The following is a 21,613-nucleotide window of genomic DNA, read 5'->3' on the forward strand; positions in this document are numbered from 1 at the left end:
CATATTTGCTTTTCTTCTTGTTGCATCCTTTCTAGAATTTTCAAATAAGAAAGTTAGTAAACAATTATACATATTGATTGTAGTCATTATGTGTTTAACTGCAGGATTAGGGTATGGACTGAGTCCGGATTGGATTGCTTATTATGAAACTTTTCGTATTTCAGAGGGTGTTAATTGGGCTCAATTTGATCGATTTGCCTATATGGCTGGGATGGAAAAAGGTTATTTAGGTTTAAATAAGATACTTGTAGGTTTAGGATTTGATTTTGGGATGTTAACCTTAATTATTGCAAGTACTTCGTTAATTCTTAAAACCACAACGTTTTATAAATATGGTGGTTTTCCTTTTTTGGTTTTATTTATATACGCGATGCCTAACTTTATGTTTGAAGAACATGTGCATATTAGACAAGGTTTAGCAAGTGCAATAGCGGTATATTCATTTCGTTATATTATTGATCGTAATTTATTGAAGTTCCTAATTTGTATAACTATTGGATATCAATTTCATGAATCTATCATAGTTTTTATTTTAGCATATTGGATTGCCCCAATGAAGTTTGATGAAAAATTAATAGGATGGTTAGTTGTGTTTTCTATTGTTGGTTTTTACACGGGATTAAATTCGATAATAGAAGTCATAATGGGATTCATGCCAATTGGTCAAGATAAGTTTGAAAGTTACCAAAGTCAATTAGGAATGGAAGGTGATGGTGTGGCTATTGGAGATTTTGTGAAAATTGTTTCAATCTTATCTATTATAGTATATAATAAATATGCTTTACATGATAAGTTATATTGCTACTTTAGGAATCTTTTTGTATTTGGAGTATTACTTTATTTCTTTTTAGGAAAAGGAATTTTTGGGGTTAGATTACCTGGCTTTTATTTAGTATTCTTAGGATTGACTATAGGTAGATTGATTTATTCATTTAATGGGGATAAATTTAAACGTAATTTCATTTATATGAGTTTTGTGTCTTACACTGTATTACTGATTTTTTGGTTTCAAATTAAACAAGCTCACAAGTCTAATTTCTCAAATTATAGAACAATTTTTAATAAAGAAGCTGCATACGGGTTATGGAAATGGAATTAGTATCAATCATCACACCATGCTATAATTCAGAGAAATATATAGCTGAAACTTATGAATCGATAAAAAATCAAAGTTATACAAATTGGGAATGGATTATTGTTGATGATTGTTCTACAGACAATTCTGTAGAATTAATTCGTGAATTCAATGATCAACGTATAAAATTGTTTGTTCAAGAAAATAATCTAGGTGCAGCTAATGCTAGAAATTTAGCATTAAGTAAAGTTTCTGGAAGATATATAACATTCATAGATAGTGATGATTTATGGTTGCCCAATTTTTTAGAAACAACAGTAGATTATTTAAAAAAGAATAAGGAGAATTTAGTTTACACAAGTTATAAGAGAGTTGATGAGAATTTACAACCTCTATTAGAGGATTTTATAGCAATTGATAAAGTAGATTATAATAGAATACTGTATAATTGTCCAATTCCTATGTTAACTTCTGTTTATGATGCCTCTGTAATTGGGATTGTGAAATTTCCAGAAGTAGAGTTAAGAGAGGATCACGCAATGTGGATTGAATTATTAAAAAAGATAAAATATGCTAGAGCAATAGAAGATTCATTAGCTATTTATAGAATAAGAGAAAATTCAGTTTCAAGAAATAAATTAAATATAGCCTTAAAACAATATGATGTTTATAGAAAGTTTCTAAAAATGAACTTTTTTAAATCAGCTTATTATACTTTTTTTTGGGCTCTAAACGGATTAAAGAAATATGGGAAACTTTAAGTTATTAGAATATCTTTACACATTAAATATATCACCAATTTATATTAATATTCTTGGGGCATTTTTTTTTGCACTAATTATTACATTAATTTCAATACCAAAAATTATAAGAATATCATATAAGAAACAATTGATGGATGTTCCTGGAGAAAGAAGTTCGCATATTAACAAAGTTCCGACATTAGGAGGAGTTGCTTTGTTTTTCGGAATAGTTGTCTCGACATCGATTTTTGCAACGGATTTAGGAGTTAATTATTCATTTTTTCTTTCAGCAATTACAATTCTTTTTTTTATAGGTCTTATGGATGATCTTTTAGTTGTTGCACCAGATAAAAAACTTTATGGTCAAATAATAAGTACAATTTTTATTATTTTTGGTTCAGGAATTATGATTAATTCTTTTTCTGGATTATTTGGAATCTATCAAATTCCTTATCTAGTTGGCGTTATTCTTACAATATTTGTATTTATAGTTCTTATAAACGCTTATAATTTGATAGACGGAATAGATGGTCTTGCCACAGGAGTAGGAATTGTTATCAGTTTATGTTTCGTTTATATTTTCTATCGAATTTTTGATTACGGAATTGGGATATTAGCTATCAGTACAATTGCCGTATTAATTGGATTTGGAAGATATAATCTTTCTAAAAAATTTAAAATTTTTATGGGAGATACAGGTTCAATGGTGATTGGTTTTATTTTAACCTTTATGGCAATACGTTTTCTTTATATAAGTGAAAGCTCAAATTTAGGATTAAAAACTGCTCCTGTACTCTTACTTTTTATATTTGTGATTCCAATAGTAGATACAATTTCAGTATTTACGATAAGAATTTTGAGAAGAAGAAGTCCTTTCTCTGCAGATAAAAACCATTTACATCATCAATTATTAAAATTAGGATTTAATCATATAACAACTTCAATAATACTCGTGATAATTAACATTTTTTTTGTAATCATTGGGTATTATTTTAGAAATATTGAAATTAATAAACTATTTTTGATTTTTATTATTTTATCAGTAAGTTTAATTATCTCTCTAAGATCTATTGTAATATTAAAAAATAAAAAAAATATATCATTATAAAAATGCTTAACTTAAAATCAACTTTAACTAAAACCGCTATTTTAATGATTTTGCTGAATTTACTTTCGTGCATCTCATTAAAAGATATTCAATTAATTCAACCTGATCCAAATTTAAAATTAGATGCAAATGGTAAAATTGCTTTTGATAAACCCGAATATTATATTCAAAAAGGAGACCAAATTCTAATCAATATTTCTAGTGCGTCTAATGCCTCTATGGGGATTCTTAATGATTTTATATCTGGAGGAAATACTTTACAAGGAGGAAATGGTGTATTGGTAAGAAATGATGGTAATATTGAGTTACCAAGAATTGGAAAAATTCATTTAGAAGGATTAACAATAGAGCAAGCTCGAAAAAAAGTTCAAGACGAGTTCTATAAAATTTATGATGAAAAAGGTACATATATAGACGTAAATTTATCTGGAATTGAATATACAATTGTTGGAGAAGCTCAACAAGGATCGTTCAGATCAACTAAAAAAGATTTGAATCTTTTGGAAGCTTTCGCTAGAGCAGGTAATAATATCTATGCTGATATAAAACATGTACGAATTATCAGAACGGATTTAGATGGTACTAAACAAGTATATGTTGATTTAACAAAAGAATCAATTATGAATTCTGAATACTATTGGATTCAGAATAATGATATTATTGTAGTTAATCCTCGTAAAGAGAAAGTATGGGGTGTAGGTCTTAATCCTTTAACAGTAGTAACTACTGTTATGGGAGCTATAGCAACTATTTTAGGTGTTTATTTATTTTTTGATAGGATTTAAAGATGACTGATACAAACATTAATCAAAAAAGTAAGAAAAAACAATCTGACTTTATTGATATAGAGAGATTAATTCCGAGATTACTTAATGCTTGGTCTTTATATCTTATTTCTATTTTAATTGCTTTAGGCGTAGCTTATTACTTGAATAATTGGAAACTGAATAAAATTTATTCGGCAAATACGACATTTAAGATTAAAGATAATAATTCAGCTAACAATACGCTAGCATCAAATTCTATTAATTTTATTTGGGGAGGAAACGCAAATAAAATAGATGGATTAACCTATACGTTATCTTCTCGTATTCACAACGAAAAAGTTGTTAAAAAAACTGAATCATATATTTTTTATACAGAAGAAGGGAGGTTAAAAAAGTCTAATATTTACAAATTAGATGCACCTTTCCATGTTCATATAGATACTTTACATCAACAGGTGGCAAATGTTGATATTAAAGTCAAACCAAAAGATAGCAATTCCTTTTACTTTGAGGTTGAGAATAATAAAGGTTCACTTTATCAATTTACAAGAGATAGTATTATTAAATCAGATGAAATTAATCTTCCTAAAATAGGTTATTATAATAAATGGATGATTGGACGTAATTATAAAATAATGTTAACTCGTTCTAACATTCCTTTTTCTGAAAATATAATTTCTTTTAAATTAGTTCCTATAAAAACTGCAACAAGCAGAGCTACTAGAAACTTTAGTGTATCAAACCCATCTAAAATTTCTAGTATTGTTTCTGTATCGAAAAATGCAGAAAGCTTAAATGAAGCTGTTGATTTATTAAATAATTCAATTCAAGTTTTAATAGAAAATGAATTGTCCGAAAGAAATCTTTCTGCTTATAAAACACGTAAGTATCTTCAAGATCGAATTACTGTCGTAAAACATAAATTAGATAGTGCCACCAATAATCTACAGGAATTACAAAAGAAAACTGGAGTTTATAATTTTGATACAAAAAAAGGGGAGCTTTTAGGAAAACTTACTACTTTGGATAAGGAAAGAGTTGCAGTAGAAGAAAAGATAAATGCACTACATCGTTTAATGCCTAAAAAATCAAGCAGTGTTGATAATTTAATAGCGCTTAATATTGCTGGTCTAGATGTCTCATATTACATGACAAATGTTGAACAATTAGAATCTCTTGAAAATAAACGAGAGCAGATGTTAAAAGTATTTAAAGCTAACACTGACGAAATTAGAGAAGTAGATAGACAATTATCAAAAACAAGAAATAATATTTCAAATGTAGTAAACGCTCATTTACAAAAGTTAAATACAGACTTATCGATGATAAACAGCAAATTAGCTGAATCTGAATTTAAAGCTAAAGATTTGCCTTACGAAGAAATTGAATTTGTTGAAGCAAATCGTGGATTTGAATTGAACAGTACAATGTATTCAACATTAATTAGTCAATTAAATACAACAGATTTATCCTTAGCTTCTATTGTTTCTGATATTACAATTATAGATCCAGCAAAAAATCAAGGTCAAGGATCTATTTACCCTAATCCACAAAGAAATTATTTAATCGCATTAGGAATAGGATTTTTGATTCCTTTGGTATATGTGATTATAAAAGAATTGTTAGACTTTAAAGTTCGAGTTTTAAAAGATATTACTAGTCGTACAAATATTCCAATTATTGGTCTAGTTGGTCCTTTAGGAGATAATTCACCTTTAGTTGTAATTAATAATCCAAAATCTGGAATTTCAGAATCATTTAGATCAATTAGATCTAATTTGAAATATCTTTATAAAAGTCCAGTTCTCAGTGAAACGAATAAAACGATTTTGGTAACATCATTTATTGGAGGAGAAGGTAAAACTTTTAATGCAATGAATATTGCGAGTTCGCTTGGTTCTATGGATAAAAAAACTGTTTTAGTTGGATTAGATCTACGCAAACCAAAAATATTTGATGATTTCAATATTAACAATAAAGTTGGGGTGACTGATTTTGTCGCTGGAGATTTAACACTTGACCAGATTACTCAACGAACAATTTTACCAAATTTAGATATTATTACAGCTGGTCCAATTCCTCCTAATCCTTCAGAATTAATTCTGAGTAATCGAATGGATGAATTGTTATCAGAATTAAAAGAGAAGTATGAATTTGTTATTATAGATTCGCCTCCAATTGGTTTGGTAACAGATTCGTATGATTTAATGCGTTATGCAGATTGTACATTGTATGTAACTCGTTATAATTATTCTGAGAAAAACTTCATTAATGCTATTTCTAATAAATACGACGAAGGAGAGGTTTCGAATGTTGGAATTATATTTAATGATTTCCAAATTAAAACAGGATATGGTTATGGCTACGGTTATGGATATGGTTACGGATATGGTTACGGTTATGGCTATGGTTATTTTGCAGGAGATGAAAACTTTGATAACTCATCTTTCGGTAAAATAAAAAGGTTAGCTACTCGAATTAAAAGTAAATTCTTTTAGTTGAATGATCTCAAAGAACATATTTGATTATATACTTGCATTAATCCTACTAATTTTTTTAGTGGGATTAATTGTTTTGTTAATTATAATTAGTTCTATAAATACCAATGAATTTGGAGTTTTTACACAAAAAAGAGTAGGTAAGAATGGAAAGATTTTTAAGATTTATAAAATAAGAACCATAAAAGGAATATCAAAATCTACTATTACTACAAATCAACATCAGATAACTAAGATAGGAAAGATTCTTAGGGATTATAAATTGGATGAATTACCTCAATTGTTCAATATCTTAAAAGGAGAGATGAGTTTTGTTGGACCTCGGCCAGATGTAATTGGCTATGCAGATAAATTGATTGGAAAGGATAGAATTATGTTGAGTGTAAAACCTGGAATAACTGGTCCGGCTCAATTAAAATATCGGAATGAAGAAGAAATTCTTTCCAAAGTAAAAGATCCAATTTCATATAACGATGAAATTATTTGGCCTGATAAAGTCAAGATAAATGTGGAATATGTAGAGAATTGGAGTTTTAAGCAAGATTTAATTTATATGTTTCAAACATTATTTAAAAAATAAAAGAGAATCCTGAATTGGATTCTCTTTTTGTTTTGATATTTTTAGCGGTCTATACTTGAATAACACCTAAATTAAATTGTTTTTCAATAGGAGCATGGTTTGCAGCTTCTATTCCCATAGAAATCCATTTTCGTGTATCTAATGGATCTATAATTCCATCTGTCCATAATCTCGCTGCTGCATAATAAGGACTTGTTTCATCATTATATTTTGCAGTAATTTCATTTAGAAGTTCTTGTTTTTTTACTTCATCAACTTCTATTCCTTGTGCTTTTAAGGTTGCTTCTTTTATTTGTAACAATACTTTTGCCGCTTGTTCTCCTCCCATAACAGCTAATTGTGCTGAAGGCCATGCAGCAATCAATCTTGGATCATATGCTTTTCCACACATTGCATAATTTCCAGCACCATAAGAATTACCAACAACAATTGTAAATTTAGGTACGACAGAATTAGAAACAGCATTCACCATTTTTGCTCCATCTTTAATAATTCCTCCATGTTCCGATTTAGAACCAACCATAAAGCCTGTTACATCTTGTAAAAAAACCAATGGAATTTTCTTTTGATTACAATTTGCAATAAAGCGAGTTGCTTTGTCTGCAGAATCAGAATAAATTACGCCACCAAACTGCATTCCATCTTTTTTAGACTTTACAATTTTACGTTGATTAGCTACAATTCCAACTGCCCAACCATCAATGCGGGCATAAGTACAGATTATAGATTTTCCATAATCGGGTTTATATTCATCCAATTCCGAGTTATCAACAAGTCTGTTAATAATTTCATACATGTCGTATTGTTCTGCACGAGATTCTGGTAAAATTCCATAGATTTCACTCTCTTCTAAAGCAGGTTTTGCAGCTTCAATTCGATTAAATCCAGCTTTTTCATAATCGCCAATTTTACCAACGATAGATTTTATTCTGTCTAGTGCATCTTTATCATCTTTTGCTTTATAATCTGTTACTCCAGAAATTTCGCAATGCGTTGTTGCTCCACCTAAAGTTTCGTTATCTATATCTTCTCCAATTGCAGCTTTTACCAAATAACTTCCAGCCAAGAAAATAGAACCTGTTTTATCTACAATCATCGCTTCGTCGCTCATAATTGGTAAATATGCTCCACCAGCAACACAACTTCCCATTACAGCAGAAATTTGAGTAATTCCCATAGATGACATAATTGCATTATTGCGGAAAATACGACCAAACATTTCTTTATCTGGGAAAATTTCATCCTGCATCGGTAAATATACTCCAGCACTATCTACCAAATAGATAATTGGTAATCTATTTTCCATCGCAATTTCCTGTGCACGCAAATTCTTTTTACCTGTAATAGGAAACCAAGCTCCTGCTTTTACAGTTGCATCATTTGCAACAACAATACATTGTTTCCCCGAAATGTAACCAATTTTCACAACAACTCCTCCAGAAGGACATCCGCCATGTTCTTTGTACATTTCATCGCCTGTTAAAGCACCTATTTCTATGCTCGGTTTTTTATCATCAAGAAGATAATCAATACGTTCTCTAGCAGACATTTTTCCTTTGCTATGTAAAGCATCGATTCTTTTTTGACCTCCACCAAGGTAAACTTTATTTAGTTTTTGACGGAGTTTTGAAAGTAATAATTTGTTATGATCCTCTCTTTTATTAAAAGTTAAATCCATTGTGGTTTTCTGTTTGTTTACTGCTCTAAACTAATGATTTTTATCGAATTTTTAAAATGAAATTTAAACTTGAAAATCTGTATAGATAAAGTTTTGACAATGTTTTTGGATTTGTGGAAAAAATGAAAGAAAATCATTTTCGAGATAATGATAATTTTTTTCGATTTCAGGAAGCGCTTCATGCAAATTATTTTCAAATTTTGTTCTACTTCCTATTCCTTTCAATGTTTTTTGAATTCCTTCTAAAGTTGAATAGTTGTTGAACCAATCATATTTTAATAAATAGAAAATGGTTTCTTGCAGCTTTTTAGGAAATGAATCGTATTCATTTTTAAAGAATTGATAGGAATTAGTTTTAAATTCTTCGAAAGGAATTCCCGAAAAATTAGTCCAATGTTTTATTAAAAAATAATCATAAATAACATCAATAATAATTGGTGCAAATTTGTGCTGAGTTTCGTGAAAGTAGCTTGAACTTTGTTTTACAATTATATTAGAATCTGTAAAAGTATCAATTGAACGGTGCAACAAAATTCCTTTCTGAATCATTGTCGGATAATCTAAATATTGTTTTCCTTTTACAATTTCTCCTAGTAAATTACCAATTTGCAATTGCGGATTTCCAAAAGATAAATATTGATGTGCGACAAAGTTCATACGATTTGTTTAGTTTCATAAATTTAATTTATTTTAAACAAAGCGGTGTTATTTTACTGTGAAGAAAAAAGCCATCTTCTTTTGAAAATGGCTTAAGGATTATAGATTATTATTGTTTCTAAAATTTTGATTAATTTTTTCTTCTAAAATGGGATAATGTTGAATCATTACATCTTTTAAACTTCGATCCATGCTTATTGCATTTTCTAATGCTTCATTTCCCAATTGTTCTTGATTCGTAATATAATAAAGATTACTTAATTGATAGAAAAATTCGGCACGATTAAAATTCTTTAAAGCTCCACCAATTAATACAGCAATTGCCTGATCATATTCTCCTACAGCAATCAATGTTTCGATATAAGCATACCAAGTATTAAATACCAAAGGTTTCAATTCGACCAATTTTGCAAGATTTTTGATCGCTTCTTCAAACTTCATTTGTTTCAGATAATAGTAAGTAGAATCGGTATAATATTGGTAATTATTTTCATTCAATTCCATTGCTCGCTGAATGTAATATTCGGCTTCCTCGATATTTTCTAATTTGTTGTAAAGTGCTGCTGCTTTTGCCCAAACTTTATCCAATTGAGGATCTTCTTTTATCGCAATATGATAAGCTTTTAATGCTTTTTGAGGTTTTTCTAACTTTTCGTATAATTCACCAATCTTCATATGTGTAACGGCTGGCGAATCATCATATTCTAATGTTTCTTCTAAAGTTTCGATTGCTTCATTGTATTTACCTAATTCTTCTAATGAAAGAGCTTTGTTTGTATAGCCAATAATAGAATTAGGATTGATTGCAATGACATAATCTAGTGCATTTATTGCTTCGTCATACATTTTTTTATGATTGTACAACAAACCAAGTTGCAACCAAGCAGCTTCTGAATAAGGATTATCGTCAATAAAATCTTTCAGAAATTCTATACATTCTTCAGGATTATGAATTTCTTCATAACATTGAATGATAGAGTAGAAGGAATAATCATTTTCGGGATTAAATTTTAGGGCTTTTCGGAAAGCAATTAAAGCGGAATGAACTTCATCTAAATTCAAATATTCATTCCCGATACTATTGCAAATATAATCTGTTTCTTCGCTATTAACTTGCAAAGCTTCTTCGTAAAAACTTATTGATTTTCGATGCATATTTTTCATTCCCCAGAAATGTGCTTGCACCAATAAATAATCAAATTCGTTTGCCGCAACATCTTTTAGTTCTTGAATTAGTTTTGCAGATTGTTTCAGTTCATTAATCGAAAGAAGATATTCAATCTTCTTAATTTTGATTTCTAGATTTTTGGGATGCATCTTTTCGGCGAAATCCAATGCACGTTTTGCATATTCGCTATCATTTACTTCAATATAAAAGTCAATAATCTCGACCAAATCTTCAGAATCGTAATATCTATATTCACGATTGTCAAGCATTTGCTCAAAACCTTCAATCAATTCGTTATTAAAAAAATCTTCATCCATACTATAAGACTAATTTACAAAATAAAATGTGCAAAACTCATAACGAATTGTTAGAGTTTTGCACATTTATTAAACAATTGAAAAATATTGTTTTAAATAATATTTTTGATGCTTTCGATCATTTTATCAGCCAATTTATTTGCATTTTCTTCTGATGTACTTTCAGTATAAATACGAATAATAGGTTCAGTATTTGATTTTCTTAAATGAACCCATTCTGTTGGGAAATCGATTTTAACTCCATCAACTGTATTGATTTCTTCATCTTTGTAAACGTCTTGAATTTTTACTAATAATTCGTCAACATTGATTTCTGGTGTTAATTCTATTTTCTTTTTTGCCATAAAATAAGCTGGATAAGAAGCTCTCAATTCAGAAACAGGTTTATCTTGTTCAGCTAAATAAGTTAAGAATAAAGCTATTCCTACTAATGAATCGCGACCATAATGTAATTCTGGATAAATAATTCCACCATTTCCTTCTCCACCGATTTTTGCATCAATATTTTTCATTTCAACAACAACATTCACTTCTCCAACTGCTGAAGGTGAATATTTTTGTCCGTATTTTTCTGAAATATCGCGTAATGCACGAGAAGATGATAAGTTAGAAACAGTAGCTGAAGGAGTTTTTGATAAAACATAATCTGCAACAGCAACCAATGTATATTCTTCTCCGAACATTTCACCTTTTTCGTCAATAATTGCCAAACGATCAACATCTGGATCGACTACAATTCCGAAATCAGCTTTTTCGTCAATTACCTTTTTACAGATATCACCTAAATGTTCTTTTAAAGGTTCTGGATTATGAGGAAAATGTCCGTTTGGTTCGCAATACATATCATAATGTATTACACCTAATTTTTGCAATAATTTAGGAATTGCTATTCCTCCTGTAGAATTAACAGCATCGATTGCAACTTTGAAATTTTTATCTTGAATTGCTTTTACATTAACTAAAGGTAATGCTAAAATTTTCTCAATATGAATATCAATTGCATCATCAATAGTTTCATACGAACCTAAATCGTCAACTTCAGCAAAATTATAATCGTCTTTATCAACAAAAGCTAAAATTTGAGCTCCATCTTCTGCAGAAACAAATTCTCCTTTTGCATTTAATAATTTCAACGCATTCCATTCTTTTGGATTGTGAGAAGCTGTTAAGATAATTCCTCCATCTGCACGCAAATGAGTTACCATAACTTCTACAGTTGGTGTAGTTGATAAACCTAAATCTACAACATTGATTCCTAATCCTTGTAAAGTTGAACAAACTAATTGAGAAACCATTTGTCCAGAGATACGAGCATCACGTCCAACGATAACTTTATATTCTGATTGATTTGATTGTTCCTTAAGCCAAGTTCCATAAGCTGCTGCAAATTTTACAGCATCGATTGGTGTTAAATTATCTCCTGGTCTTCCTCCGATTGTTCCTCGAAAACCTGAAATTGATTTGATTAGAGACATGAATTTTATTTTTTTATAGTCTTACAAACTTACGAAATACAAAAAATTTTCTTATCTTTTTGGAACAATTTTAGTTAAGTTTTTATTGAACAATTTATTCAACCATAAAAAAAAATTATTAATTATGATGACAACTTCATTTATTATGTTGGGTATTACAGGAGTTTGGAGCTTCTTGGTTTACCTTGTATTCGGATTAATTTGCGCTGGAATTGCGAAGGCTATTATGCCAGGTAAAGATCCAGGAGGATTTTGGATAACCGCTCTAATTGGAATTATAGGAGCATATTTAGGAGCTTATATGCGAACAATATTAGGAATTTCTCATGATGGTGAGGTAAGTTTTTTTAGTCCGCTTGATTGGATTTTCTCAATTTTAGGATCTTTAATTATCCTATACATATGGAAAAAATTATTGGCTCCTATGTTTAATAAATAATTAGTTTTTTAAGGAAAACAAAAATAATCTTAGAGTTTAGCTTTTAAATAAAAAAATCCCGTCTTAACATTAAGACGGGATTTTCTGTTTTTATTTCTTTTTATTCTTTTGTTGTTGCTCTTGCATTTCTTGTGCTTGTTTCATCATCTCTTGCATTTTCGACGCAAACTTACCTTGTTTTTTAGGTTTTGTTTTATTTGTTTCGATAATTTGATGAATCTTGGCTTCGTGAATCATGTATTTTTTGATGTACAACACGATAAAGATATTAATCGCATTGGATACTAAATAATACCACGATAAACCAGAAGCATAGTTGTTAAGGAATACGAAGAAGAAAACTGGCATTACATACATCATGTATTTCATGAATTGCATGTTTGGCATTCCTTCTTGCTGTGGCATTTGGAAATTATCCATAGATCCTGAAACTTTAAAATAAATCATCATTGCAACGATATATAATAAAGCAAATACACTTAAATGACCATTAAGGAATGGAATCCATTCTGGTAATTTGATCAAATCATCATACGCAGTTAAATCGTCTACAAACCAGAAAGGAACACCTCTTAAGTCGATTAAGTTCGGGAAGAAACGGAATAATGCATAGAAAATAGGGATTTGTAATAATGCTGGTAAACATCCTGCTAAAGGATTGATTCCTGCATTACGATAAATTGCCATTGTTTCTTGTTGCTTCTTCATCGCATCTTTTGGATCCTTGTATTTTTCGTTGATTTCATTCAACTCTGGACGAACAACTTTCATCAATGCAGATTGACGGTATTGTTTGTACATGATAGGAGATAAAATCAATTTTACAACGATTGTCATCAAGAAAATTACCCAACCGTAAGTGATTCCTACAGAAGCTAACCATTTGAAAACGTTTAAGAAGAAATATTTATTCAACCAACCAAATAATCCCCAACCAAAATCAATTAAGTTTTGGAATCCTTTGTCATTGTAATCTTTCAACATTTTATAATCCAATGGAATAAAATCCCAAGTGAATTTAGAATTGATTTCACTATTTTTCAACTCTAATTTTGAGTTTAAATGATAGTGTTTGCTGTAAGTTAAATCTTCTTTATCAGAGTTTTTAGAACCTCCTTTTGTTGATTTGAATCCTTCATCATTTGTTAAAACAGTTGCGAAGAATTGTTGTTTGTTAGCTACCCAAGAAATAGCTTCTTCTTCATCCCATTCATCAGCACCAAATAATTCGTATTCGATATCTTTGTTGCCTTTGAACTGAAAATAAGTGTGTGACCAATATTTTTCTTGATCTTTTCCTTTTTCAGTACTGAAACCATCCATTGTCCACGCTAAATCTACATTTTTCTCAGAAGTAATGTTTGATAAACCTTGCGTTTTAACTTCGAAATCGATACCATAAGAATCTCCTATTGTATAGATATATTGAATTTGACTATTTTGAGCATTTGCTGTAAACGTAACAATTGTATTGTTTGCATTTTTTTGTACTTGAGGCACAAAAATCAAATCCGAAACATTAAGAACAGCACCTTGTTTTGTTTTGAATGATAAGTTGAACTTACTTGATCCATCTTTTATTAAATGTAAAGGATCTTTGTGTCCGTCTTTTTCGTTATTATAAGCTGTATATCCGATGATTTGTACATCAGAAATTTGAGCTCCTTTTGGTGAAAAAGTTACTTTTAATTTATCATTACTTACTTCAACATCTTTTGCTAATGTAGGATCTACAGTTTGAAAAGCTTGTGTTGTAGCTGTTTTATTTAATTGTTCCTGTTTTTTCGCTTGCTCTTGCTTTTGTACTAATTCTTTTTTCTGTTCTTCGATTTGTTCTTCCGAAGGTTTGTTTAGAAAATAGAATACGCCAAAAAGAATTGCAATTAAAATAAAACCAATTGTTTGGTTAAAATCAAATTTTTTCTCTTGTTGCATTTAATAAATCATTTTGTTTATTCAATAAAGCTGCCTCGATAAAACTTATAAATAAAGGATGTGGCGAAGCAACTGTACTCTTGTATTCCGGATGGAATTGTACACCGATATAAAATGGGTGTTGATTATGTTCTAAAATTTCGACTAATTCTGTTTCTGGGTTTTTACCAACTGGAATAAAATTGTTTTCAACAAATTCATTGTAAAAATCATTGTTGAATTCATATCTATGACGATGACGTTCTAAGATTTCGGCTGTGTTGTAAATTTTCTCAATTTTTGTATTTGGTGTTAATTCACATTTCCAATTTCCTAAACGCATTGTTCCTCCTTTGTCCGAAACATCTTTTTGATCTTCCATCAAACTGATAACAGGATAAGGTGTTGTTAAATCCATTTCTGCTGAATCTGCTTTTTCATAACCTAAAACGTTACGAGCAAATTCGATTGCCATAATTTGCATTCCTAAACAAATTCCTAATGTTGGAATATTATTTCTTCGTGCATAATTTGCTGCTATTATTTTTCCTAAAATTCCACGATCTCCAAAACCTGGTGCTATTAAAACTCCTGAAACACCTTTCAATTGTTCTCCAACATTATCTTCTGTGATATCTCCAGAATATACCCAACGAACTTTTACATTCGTTTCGCATGTTGCAGCAGCGTGTGTAAATGCTTCTGTAATTGATTTATAAGAATCATGTAACGAAACATATTTACCAACTAAGGCAATTTCTATTTCGTTTTTAGGATTTTTATGATTTGATAAGAATTTATTCCAAACGGTAAAATCTGGTTCTTGATCAGTTGGCAAATCTAAGCCTTTTAAAACAACTTCGTCAAAATTTTGTTCATGTAATAAAAATGGAACTTCATAAATAGTATCCGCATCCATGCTTTCAATTACATTTTCTTTGCGAACATTGCAGAATAAAGCCAATTTTGCTTTTACATCTTTTGGTAAATGACGTTCTGTACGAGTAACTAAAACATTGGCATGAATCCCGTTTTCCATTAATGTACGAACAGAATGTTGAGTAGGTTTTGTTTTTAATTCGCCTGCTGCAGCTAAATAAGGAACTAATGTTAAGTGAATAACAGAAGAGTTGTGTTCTCCTAATTCCCAAGTTAATTGGCGAATAGATTCGATGTATGGTAAAGATTCGATATCTCCAACTGTACCTCCAATTTCAGTAATAATGATATCGTAATCACCTGTATTACCTAATAATTTGATACGACGTTTGATTTCGTTTGTAATATGAGGAACAACTTGAACTGTTTTTCCTAAATAATCTCCACGACGTTCTTTCTCTATGACTGTTTGATAAATACGACCTGTAGTTACTGAATTAGCACGAGATGTTGCTCGGTTTAAGAAGCGCTCGTAATGTCCTAAATCTAAATCGGTCTCTGCACCGTCTTCCGTAACGTAACATTCTCCATGCTCGTAAGGATTAAGTGTTCCTGGGTCTACATTTATATAGGGATCCAATTTTTGAATTGTTACTCTATATCCTCTTGCTTCTAATAACATCCCTAATGATGATGCTACGATTCCTTTTCCTAACGACGATGTTACTCCTCCGGTAACGAAAATGTACTTTGGTGCTTTGTTTGTTTCCATTGAATCTTTAAATCAATGGTTGCAAATTTACGAATAATTTATGGGGTAAAAAAAAGTGGAGTGAAATTTAAGGAAATAAAAATAGGCAAGCGATCTACATCACACCGCTACGACCGTATACCTTTGCTACGTTCCCGTCCTGGAGGATTCAACAGGAGCTGGTTGTGTAGGACTTGCCTGATGCAAAGGTAATAAAGTTTTATAAAAATAAAAGAGTGTTGAAGATTTTTTTTAGATTTTTTTAAAATAAATTTCAGTTCTATTTCATTTTTAAATGTTTAAACTTTTAAAAAATAGATAATAATTACACTTGTAAATCATGTAAAATAATATATTATAGAATAAAGTATATAATTATCTTTGCAAAATGATTAGTTTTAATAAAGTTTTCAAAAACTCTTTGGTACTTGCAGGAATTACATTGGTATTGTTTTTTGCACTTTACTTATATTTTTCGTTAAACGGAACCGTTTCTGTAAAAGATTATTACACTTACAGCTTTATGATTTGCTGTTTTATTGTATTACCTTTATATGCATTATATTGTTTTTTGACAATTTTTAATTTATCGAAAAGTAAAGCAAAAAATCATCAATCATCAGAAGAACTAATGACATTCAAAGAAGGATTTAAAGTAGGTTTTTATACTATTTTCCTTGGAGGAATTATAAGTTTGATTGTTATTTTTGTGTTCTTCAATACGTATGGAGAATGGGCTCAAGATAGTTTAAAACAAGGATTATTAGACACATTTACATCAAATATGTCTGATCCTAAAGTAGCAAAAGATATCGAAACATTTAGAAATTCGGACGACTATAAAACACTTAATTTATTTACTGTGAAAAATTTCTTCGGATTATTCTCAATTTTCTTATCTTTCTACATCGCAATATCGGCGATGTTTTCACAATTCTTAAAAAAACGTGTTTTTTAACATATGGATATTTCAGTTGTTATTCCTTTATTGAATGAACAAGATTCCTTAGAGGAATTATTCTACAGAATCAAAAAAGTATGTGAACAGAATGATTTTACATTCGAAGTTATTTTCGTTGATGACGGAAGTACAGATGATTCGTGGCAAATTATAGAATATATTGCCAACTTCAATCCAGAAGTAAAAGGAATTAAATTCCGTAAAAATTATGGTAAATCACCAGCTCTAAGCGCAGCTTTTAAAGAAGTGAAAGGAGATGTTGTGATTACAATGGATGCAGATTTGCAAGATTTTCCAGAAGAAATACCTTCGTTGTACAAAATGCTGAAAAATCAAAAAGCAGATATTGTTTCGGGTTGGAAAGAAAATCGTCAAGATAATAAATTGACAAAAAATCTTCCTTCAAAATTATTCAATGGAGTTGCAAGAAAAACTTCTGGCGTGAAATTGCATGATTTTAACTGTGGATTGAAAGCTTACCGTAGAGAAGTAACACAAAATATCGAATTGTACGGTGATATGCATCGTTACATTCCTGTATTGGCAAAAAATGCTGGATATTCGAAAATCATAGAAAAGAAAGTAAAACATCAAGCACGTAAATATGGTGTTTCAAAATTTGGAGCAAATCGTTTTGTGAATGGTTTCTTGGATTTGATTACACTTTTCTTTGCATCAAAATTCGGAAATAAACCAATGCATATTTTCGGGTTATTAGGAACATTAATGTTTATTTTAGGATTTTTTGCTTCATTTTATTTAGGAATAGAGAAATTATTCAAAGTTTATATTTCTCATTCTCCAGCGAGATTAATTACAGATAGTCCTTATTTTTATATCTCATTAGTTTTTATGATTTTAGGAACACAATTATTTTTGGCGGGATTTTTGGGCGAGTTAATTGTTCGTAATAATCGCGAAAAACAATTATATTTAGTTCAAAAAGAATTGAATTTAAACTAATTAAAATACCAACAACTATGAAAAAAACTATTTTATTAGGAATTTTAGGATTAGTTGCGACTTCGTGTTCATCATCTATTGATGGAGAAGGTGCTGCAACAGCTCAAAAAGAATATACAGCAGATAATATAAAAGATTTGAGTGTTTCGTGTAATTGTAATCTTATTTTAGTACCAGGAAATACATCTGGTGTGAAAGTAGAATCGCATCAAAACATTATTGACAATTTGGAAGTTGATGCAAAAAACAATTCTTTAACAATAAAAGAAAAATCAAATGTTGACCAATATAGTGCATATGATTTGTATGTTTATGTAACACGCGATTTAGAAAAAATAGATGTTAATAAACAAACTTCTATGACAACTTCTGGAACATTAAATGTTGACGAATTGACGATGAATGCAAAAGATCAAGCACGAATAAATCAGACTTTTTTGATTACAAACAACTTTGATTTGAAAGCAGAAGATCAAACAAATATTATGTTAGAAGGAACTGCAGGAACAATGAAAGTAAAAGCTTACGGTGAAGCAAAATTGAATTTATTCAAATACGAAGTAAACGAAGCTAATATTACAACTGATGATAATGCGTTATTAGATATAAATGCTCGTCAAACGTTGTATGGTTCAGCAAAAGGAAATTCAATTGTAAATTTTATGGGAGATCCTAATAAAGATACAAAAGTTGCTGACCGTGCTCAAGTAATAAAAAAATAAAAAATATAAATGACTTCAAGTTTAGATAATGCTAAATTATGGCTTTCTGATGCTTATGATGCAGAAACAAGAAAGTCTGTACAAGATTTAATAGATAATAATCCAACAGAATTAGACGATTCTTTTTACAAAAACTTAGAGTTTGGTACAGGAGGAATGCGTGGTATAATGGGAGTTGGTACAAATCGCTTAAACAAATATACACTTGGTGCTGCAACACAAGGTTTAGCAAATTATATTAATCAGCAATTTCCGAATAAAGAGAAAAAAGTGGCAATTGCATACGATGTTCGTCACAATTCGGATACGTTTGCAAAAATGGTTGCAGATGTTTTAACAGCAAATGGAATCAATGTTTATTTGTTCGAATCTTTTCGTCCAACACCAGAATTGTCATTTACAGTTCGTCATTTAGGTTGTGATGCAGGAATTGTTTTAACAGCTTCTCATAATCCTCCAATCTACAATGGTTACAAGGTTTATTGGAATGATGGAGCGCAGATTGTTCCACCACAAGATGGAGAAATTATCAATGAAGTAAATAATGTAAAAGTTGAAGAAATTAAATTTCAAGGAAATGATACATTATTAACTTATATCGGAAAAGAAATAGATGAAGCTTTTATTGATGCTTGTGTAGCAAATGGAAGTTTTACGCAAGAAGGAAAAAAAGACATCAAAATTGTTTTTACTTCTATTCACGGAACTTCGGTTGCAATTACACCAAAAGCTTTAGAAAAAGCTGGTTTTACACAAGTTTACCAAGTTGAAGAGCAGGCAATTCCAAGTGGAGATTTTCCAACTGTAAAATCACCAAATCCAGAAGAACCTGAAGCGTTAACTTTAGCAGTAGCTTTAGCAAACGAAATTGATGCTGATGTTGTAATAGGAACAGATCCAGATGCGGATCGTGTAGGAGTTGCAACGCGTAACAACGAAGGGGAAATTGTTTTGCTAAATGGTAACCAAATGAATACTGTTTTGGCTTACTATTTATTGGAAAAATGGCAAGAAGCAGGGAAATTAGTTGGAAAAGAATTCATAGGATCGACAATTGTTACATCAGATATTTTCTATGATATTGCTGCAAAATTCAATGTAGATTGTAAAGTTGGATTAACAGGTTTTAAATGGATTGCAGATATGATTCGTAAATTCGAAGGCAAAGAACGCTTTGTTGGAGGAGGAGAAGAATCATTCGGATTTATGGTCGGAGATTTTATTCGTGACAAAGATTCAGTTACAACAGCTTTATTGGTTTCTGAAATTGCTGCTGTTCAAAAAGCAAAAGGAAGTTCATTATACAATAAATTAATAGAAATCTATTTAGCTTTAGGAAAAGCTTATCAAGAAGATTTAATTAATATCGTTAAACCAGGTAAAGAAGGAGCAGAATTGATAGCACAGATGATGGTAGATTTCCGTACAAATTCTCCAAAAGAATTAGCAGGATCTAAAGTTGTTCGTGTAAAAGATTTCCAAACTTCTATTGATAAAGATTTAATTTCAGGAGAAGAAAAAACAATTGAAATACCAAAGTCGAATGTTTTGATTTTCTATACAGAAGATGGAAGTAAAGTAGCTTGTCGTCCTTCTGGAACAGAACCGAAGATTAAATATTATTTTTCTGTAAATACTCCACTTTCAAGTAAAGAAGATTATACAGCTGTTCAAAAAGCATTATTAGCGAAAATCAATTTATTGAAAGAAGATTTTAGTAAATAATTATTCTTTATAAGAATAAAATAAAATAGAAAAAGGCTGTCAATTTTGACAGCCTTTTTTATATAATTAAATTTTGATCTTAGAAAAACATTGAAAATAGATAATAAAATCCTGTTGCTATAAGTGCAGAAACTGGAATTGTCAAAATCCAAGCCCATAACAAACTAATTGTAACGCCCCAACGAACGGCAGAAACTCTTTTTACCATTCCAACACCAATAATAGATCCTGTAATAACATGTGTTGTAGAAACAGGCATTTTGATATGTTCTGTAAAGAATAATGTAATTGCAGAAGCTGTTTGCGCTGTGAAACCTTCTATAGGAGTAATTTTTGTAATTTTATTTCCCATTGTTTTCAAGATTTTCATTCCGCCGCCCAAAGTTCCTAAAGCGATTGCTGAGAAACACATAATCGGAACCCAATCATGAATATCTGTACTACTTGATGTAATGAACCAATGTTTCCAATCGAAAACATCATTCAAAACCCAATGTTCCATATCTGTGTTGATAATTGCTGTTTGATTTGCAAGTAATGCAAATGTGATAACCCCCATTACTTTTTGAGAATCATTTAAACCATGTCCAATGCTTAGCATAGCAGAAGAAACCAATTGTAATTTCTTGAACCAAGCATCAGCTTTGTGTGGTTTTGCATTTCGACAAAGATTTAGTGTGATGATGTAAATTATATTACCAGCAACTAAACCAATAATTGGTGCGACTAGAATGAACGCAATAATTGTTAAGATAATTGTACCGTTAATTGCAGAAAAATTATAGCCCGTTGCAGCCAATGCTCCACCAGCCAATCCTCCAATCAATGTATGAGATGAAGAAGAAGGAATTCCTAATTTCCAAGTTAAAATATTCCAAGTGATTGCCGCAGAAAGAGCTGCCATAACAACAACAGATGGATTGGAACCAAAAGCGACGACGACATCTTCTTTGATGATCTTAGCGATTGTATCTGCAACTCCAAATTCTCCAATAATATACTTCGCAATAAAAAAAGCTACAAAATTGAAAAAAGCAGCCCATATAACTGCTTGAATAGGAGTTAAAACCTTTGTTGTAACAACGGTTGCAATAGAGTTCGCGGCATCATGAAAACCATTTAAAAAATCAAATAAAATGGCTAAACCGATAATGATAAATAATACAGTTAATTGCATGCGCAAATTTAAAACT

18 protein-coding genes and 1 other RNA gene are annotated in these 21,613 nt (G+C 30.2%); 11 read left to right on the top strand and 8 right to left on the bottom strand.

Annotated features, from left to right (window positions below; genetic code table 11):
• Nucleotides 1–73: 73 nt before the first annotated feature.
• The 6 genes from ACMHJW_RS01920 to ACMHJW_RS01945 are packed head-to-tail and all read left to right on the top strand — an operon-like array spanning nt 74 to nt 6,771.
• Nucleotides 74–1,099 carry an EpsG family protein gene (locus ACMHJW_RS01920; RefSeq protein ID WP_413531742.1) on the top strand — a complete coding sequence of 342 codons (1,026 nt, stop codon included), beginning with the start codon at nt 74–76 and terminating at the stop codon, nt 1,097–1,099.
• Nucleotides 1,090–1,836: a glycosyltransferase family 2 protein gene (locus tag ACMHJW_RS01925; RefSeq protein WP_413531743.1), complete on the top strand. Its 747-nt coding sequence runs from the start codon at nt 1,090–1,092 to the stop codon at nt 1,834–1,836. Before ACMHJW_RS01920 ends, ACMHJW_RS01925 begins: the two co-directional genes overlap by 10 nt.
• Nucleotides 1,823–2,926 (top strand): glycosyltransferase family 4 protein, encoded by a 1,104-nt coding sequence (locus tag ACMHJW_RS01930; RefSeq protein WP_413531744.1) that lies wholly within the window; start codon nt 1,823–1,825, stop codon nt 2,924–2,926. Before ACMHJW_RS01925 ends, ACMHJW_RS01930 begins: the two co-directional genes overlap by 14 nt.
• 2 nt (nt 2,927–2,928) lie before the next feature.
• Nucleotides 2,929–3,711 carry a polysaccharide biosynthesis/export family protein gene (locus ACMHJW_RS01935; RefSeq protein WP_413531745.1) on the top strand — a complete coding sequence of 261 codons (783 nt, stop codon included), beginning with the start codon at nt 2,929–2,931 and terminating at the stop codon, nt 3,709–3,711.
• A gap of 2 nt (nt 3,712–3,713) precedes the next feature.
• Nucleotides 3,714–6,191 carry a polysaccharide biosynthesis tyrosine autokinase gene (locus ACMHJW_RS01940; RefSeq protein ID WP_413531746.1) on the top strand — a complete coding sequence of 826 codons (2,478 nt, stop codon included), beginning with the start codon at nt 3,714–3,716 and terminating at the stop codon, nt 6,189–6,191.
• A 4-nt stretch (nt 6,192–6,195) separates the two neighbouring features.
• The gene (locus ACMHJW_RS01945; protein WP_413531747.1) at nt 6,196–6,771 is read left to right on the top strand and encodes a sugar transferase; all 576 of its coding nucleotides are present in this window, start codon (nt 6,196–6,198) and stop codon (nt 6,769–6,771) included.
• A gap of 49 nt (nt 6,772–6,820) precedes the next feature.
• Here ACMHJW_RS01945 and ACMHJW_RS01950 read toward each other — a convergent pair whose 3' ends face one another.
• From ACMHJW_RS01950 to glmM, 4 genes are all read right to left on the bottom strand, one after another.
• Entirely contained in the window at nt 6,821–8,449 is a 1,629-nt protein-coding gene (locus ACMHJW_RS01950) for an acyl-CoA carboxylase subunit beta (RefSeq protein WP_413531748.1), read from the bottom strand.
• A gap of 63 nt (nt 8,450–8,512) precedes the next feature.
• Nucleotides 8,513–9,106: an ACP phosphodiesterase gene (locus ACMHJW_RS01955; protein ID WP_413531749.1), complete on the bottom strand. Its 594-nt coding sequence runs from the start codon at nt 9,104–9,106 to the stop codon at nt 8,513–8,515.
• A 99-nt stretch (nt 9,107–9,205) separates the two neighbouring features.
• Nucleotides 9,206–10,591, bottom strand: a complete 1,386-nt coding sequence (locus tag ACMHJW_RS01960; RefSeq protein ID WP_413531750.1) for a tetratricopeptide repeat protein — start codon at nt 10,589–10,591, stop codon at nt 9,206–9,208.
• A 92-nt stretch (nt 10,592–10,683) separates the two neighbouring features.
• The gene (gene glmM / locus ACMHJW_RS01965; RefSeq protein WP_413531751.1) at nt 10,684–12,066 is read right to left on the bottom strand and encodes a phosphoglucosamine mutase; all 1,383 of its coding nucleotides are present in this window, start codon (nt 12,064–12,066) and stop codon (nt 10,684–10,686) included.
• A 124-nt stretch (nt 12,067–12,190) separates the two neighbouring features.
• On the opposite strand from glmM, the gene ACMHJW_RS01970 reads away from it, so the two are divergent.
• Nucleotides 12,191–12,505, top strand: coding sequence for a GlsB/YeaQ/YmgE family stress response membrane protein (locus tag ACMHJW_RS01970; protein ID WP_413531752.1), 315 nt, complete (start codon nt 12,191–12,193; stop codon nt 12,503–12,505).
• Between the two features lie 90 nt (nt 12,506–12,595).
• Here the strand turns inward: ACMHJW_RS01970 and yidC are convergent, their stop codons facing one another.
• The 3 genes from yidC to ffs form a co-directional block, all read right to left on the bottom strand.
• On the bottom strand, nt 12,596–14,440 hold the full coding sequence (gene yidC / locus ACMHJW_RS01975; RefSeq protein ID WP_413531753.1) for a membrane protein insertase YidC: 1,845 nt from the start codon (nt 14,438–14,440) through the stop codon (nt 12,596–12,598).
• Complete coding sequence (locus ACMHJW_RS01980) at nt 14,418–16,070, bottom strand: CTP synthase (RefSeq protein ID WP_413531754.1); 1,653 nt, start codon at nt 16,068–16,070, stop codon at nt 14,418–14,420. Before ACMHJW_RS01980 ends, yidC begins: the two co-directional genes overlap by 23 nt.
• An 80-nt stretch (nt 16,071–16,150) precedes the next feature.
• An RNA gene (ffs, locus tag ACMHJW_RS01985) (signal recognition particle sRNA small type) lies at nt 16,151–16,249 on the bottom strand.
• Nucleotides 16,250–16,437: 188 nt separating this feature from the next.
• Here ffs and ACMHJW_RS01990 point away from each other — a divergent pair.
• The 4 genes from ACMHJW_RS01990 to ACMHJW_RS02005 are packed head-to-tail and all read left to right on the top strand — an operon-like array spanning nt 16,438 to nt 20,420.
• Nucleotides 16,438–17,007: a DUF4199 domain-containing protein gene (locus ACMHJW_RS01990; protein WP_413531755.1), complete on the top strand. Its 570-nt coding sequence runs from the start codon at nt 16,438–16,440 to the stop codon at nt 17,005–17,007.
• Nucleotides 17,008–17,010: 3 nt separating this feature from the next.
• Nucleotides 17,011–17,973 carry a glycosyltransferase family 2 protein gene (locus tag ACMHJW_RS01995; RefSeq protein ID WP_413531756.1) on the top strand — a complete coding sequence of 321 codons (963 nt, stop codon included), beginning with the start codon at nt 17,011–17,013 and terminating at the stop codon, nt 17,971–17,973.
• A gap of 17 nt (nt 17,974–17,990) precedes the next feature.
• On the top strand, nt 17,991–18,695 hold the full coding sequence (locus tag ACMHJW_RS02000) for a GIN domain-containing protein (RefSeq protein WP_413531757.1): 705 nt from the start codon (nt 17,991–17,993) through the stop codon (nt 18,693–18,695).
• 9 nt (nt 18,696–18,704) lie between these two features.
• Nucleotides 18,705–20,420 (top strand): phospho-sugar mutase, encoded by a 1,716-nt coding sequence (locus ACMHJW_RS02005; protein ID WP_413531758.1) that lies wholly within the window; start codon nt 18,705–18,707, stop codon nt 20,418–20,420.
• A gap of 79 nt (nt 20,421–20,499) precedes the next feature.
• On the opposite strand, the gene ACMHJW_RS02010 is transcribed toward ACMHJW_RS02005, so the two are convergent.
• On the bottom strand, nt 20,500–21,597 hold the full coding sequence (locus ACMHJW_RS02010) for an inorganic phosphate transporter (protein ID WP_413531759.1): 1,098 nt from the start codon (nt 21,595–21,597) through the stop codon (nt 20,500–20,502).
• Between the last annotated feature and the right edge of the window lie 16 nt (nt 21,598–21,613).

The sequence above is a fragment of the Empedobacter brevis genome (assembly GCF_965118635.1).
GTDB classification, from domain to species: Bacteria; Bacteroidota; Bacteroidia; order Flavobacteriales; family Weeksellaceae; genus Empedobacter; species Empedobacter brevis_A.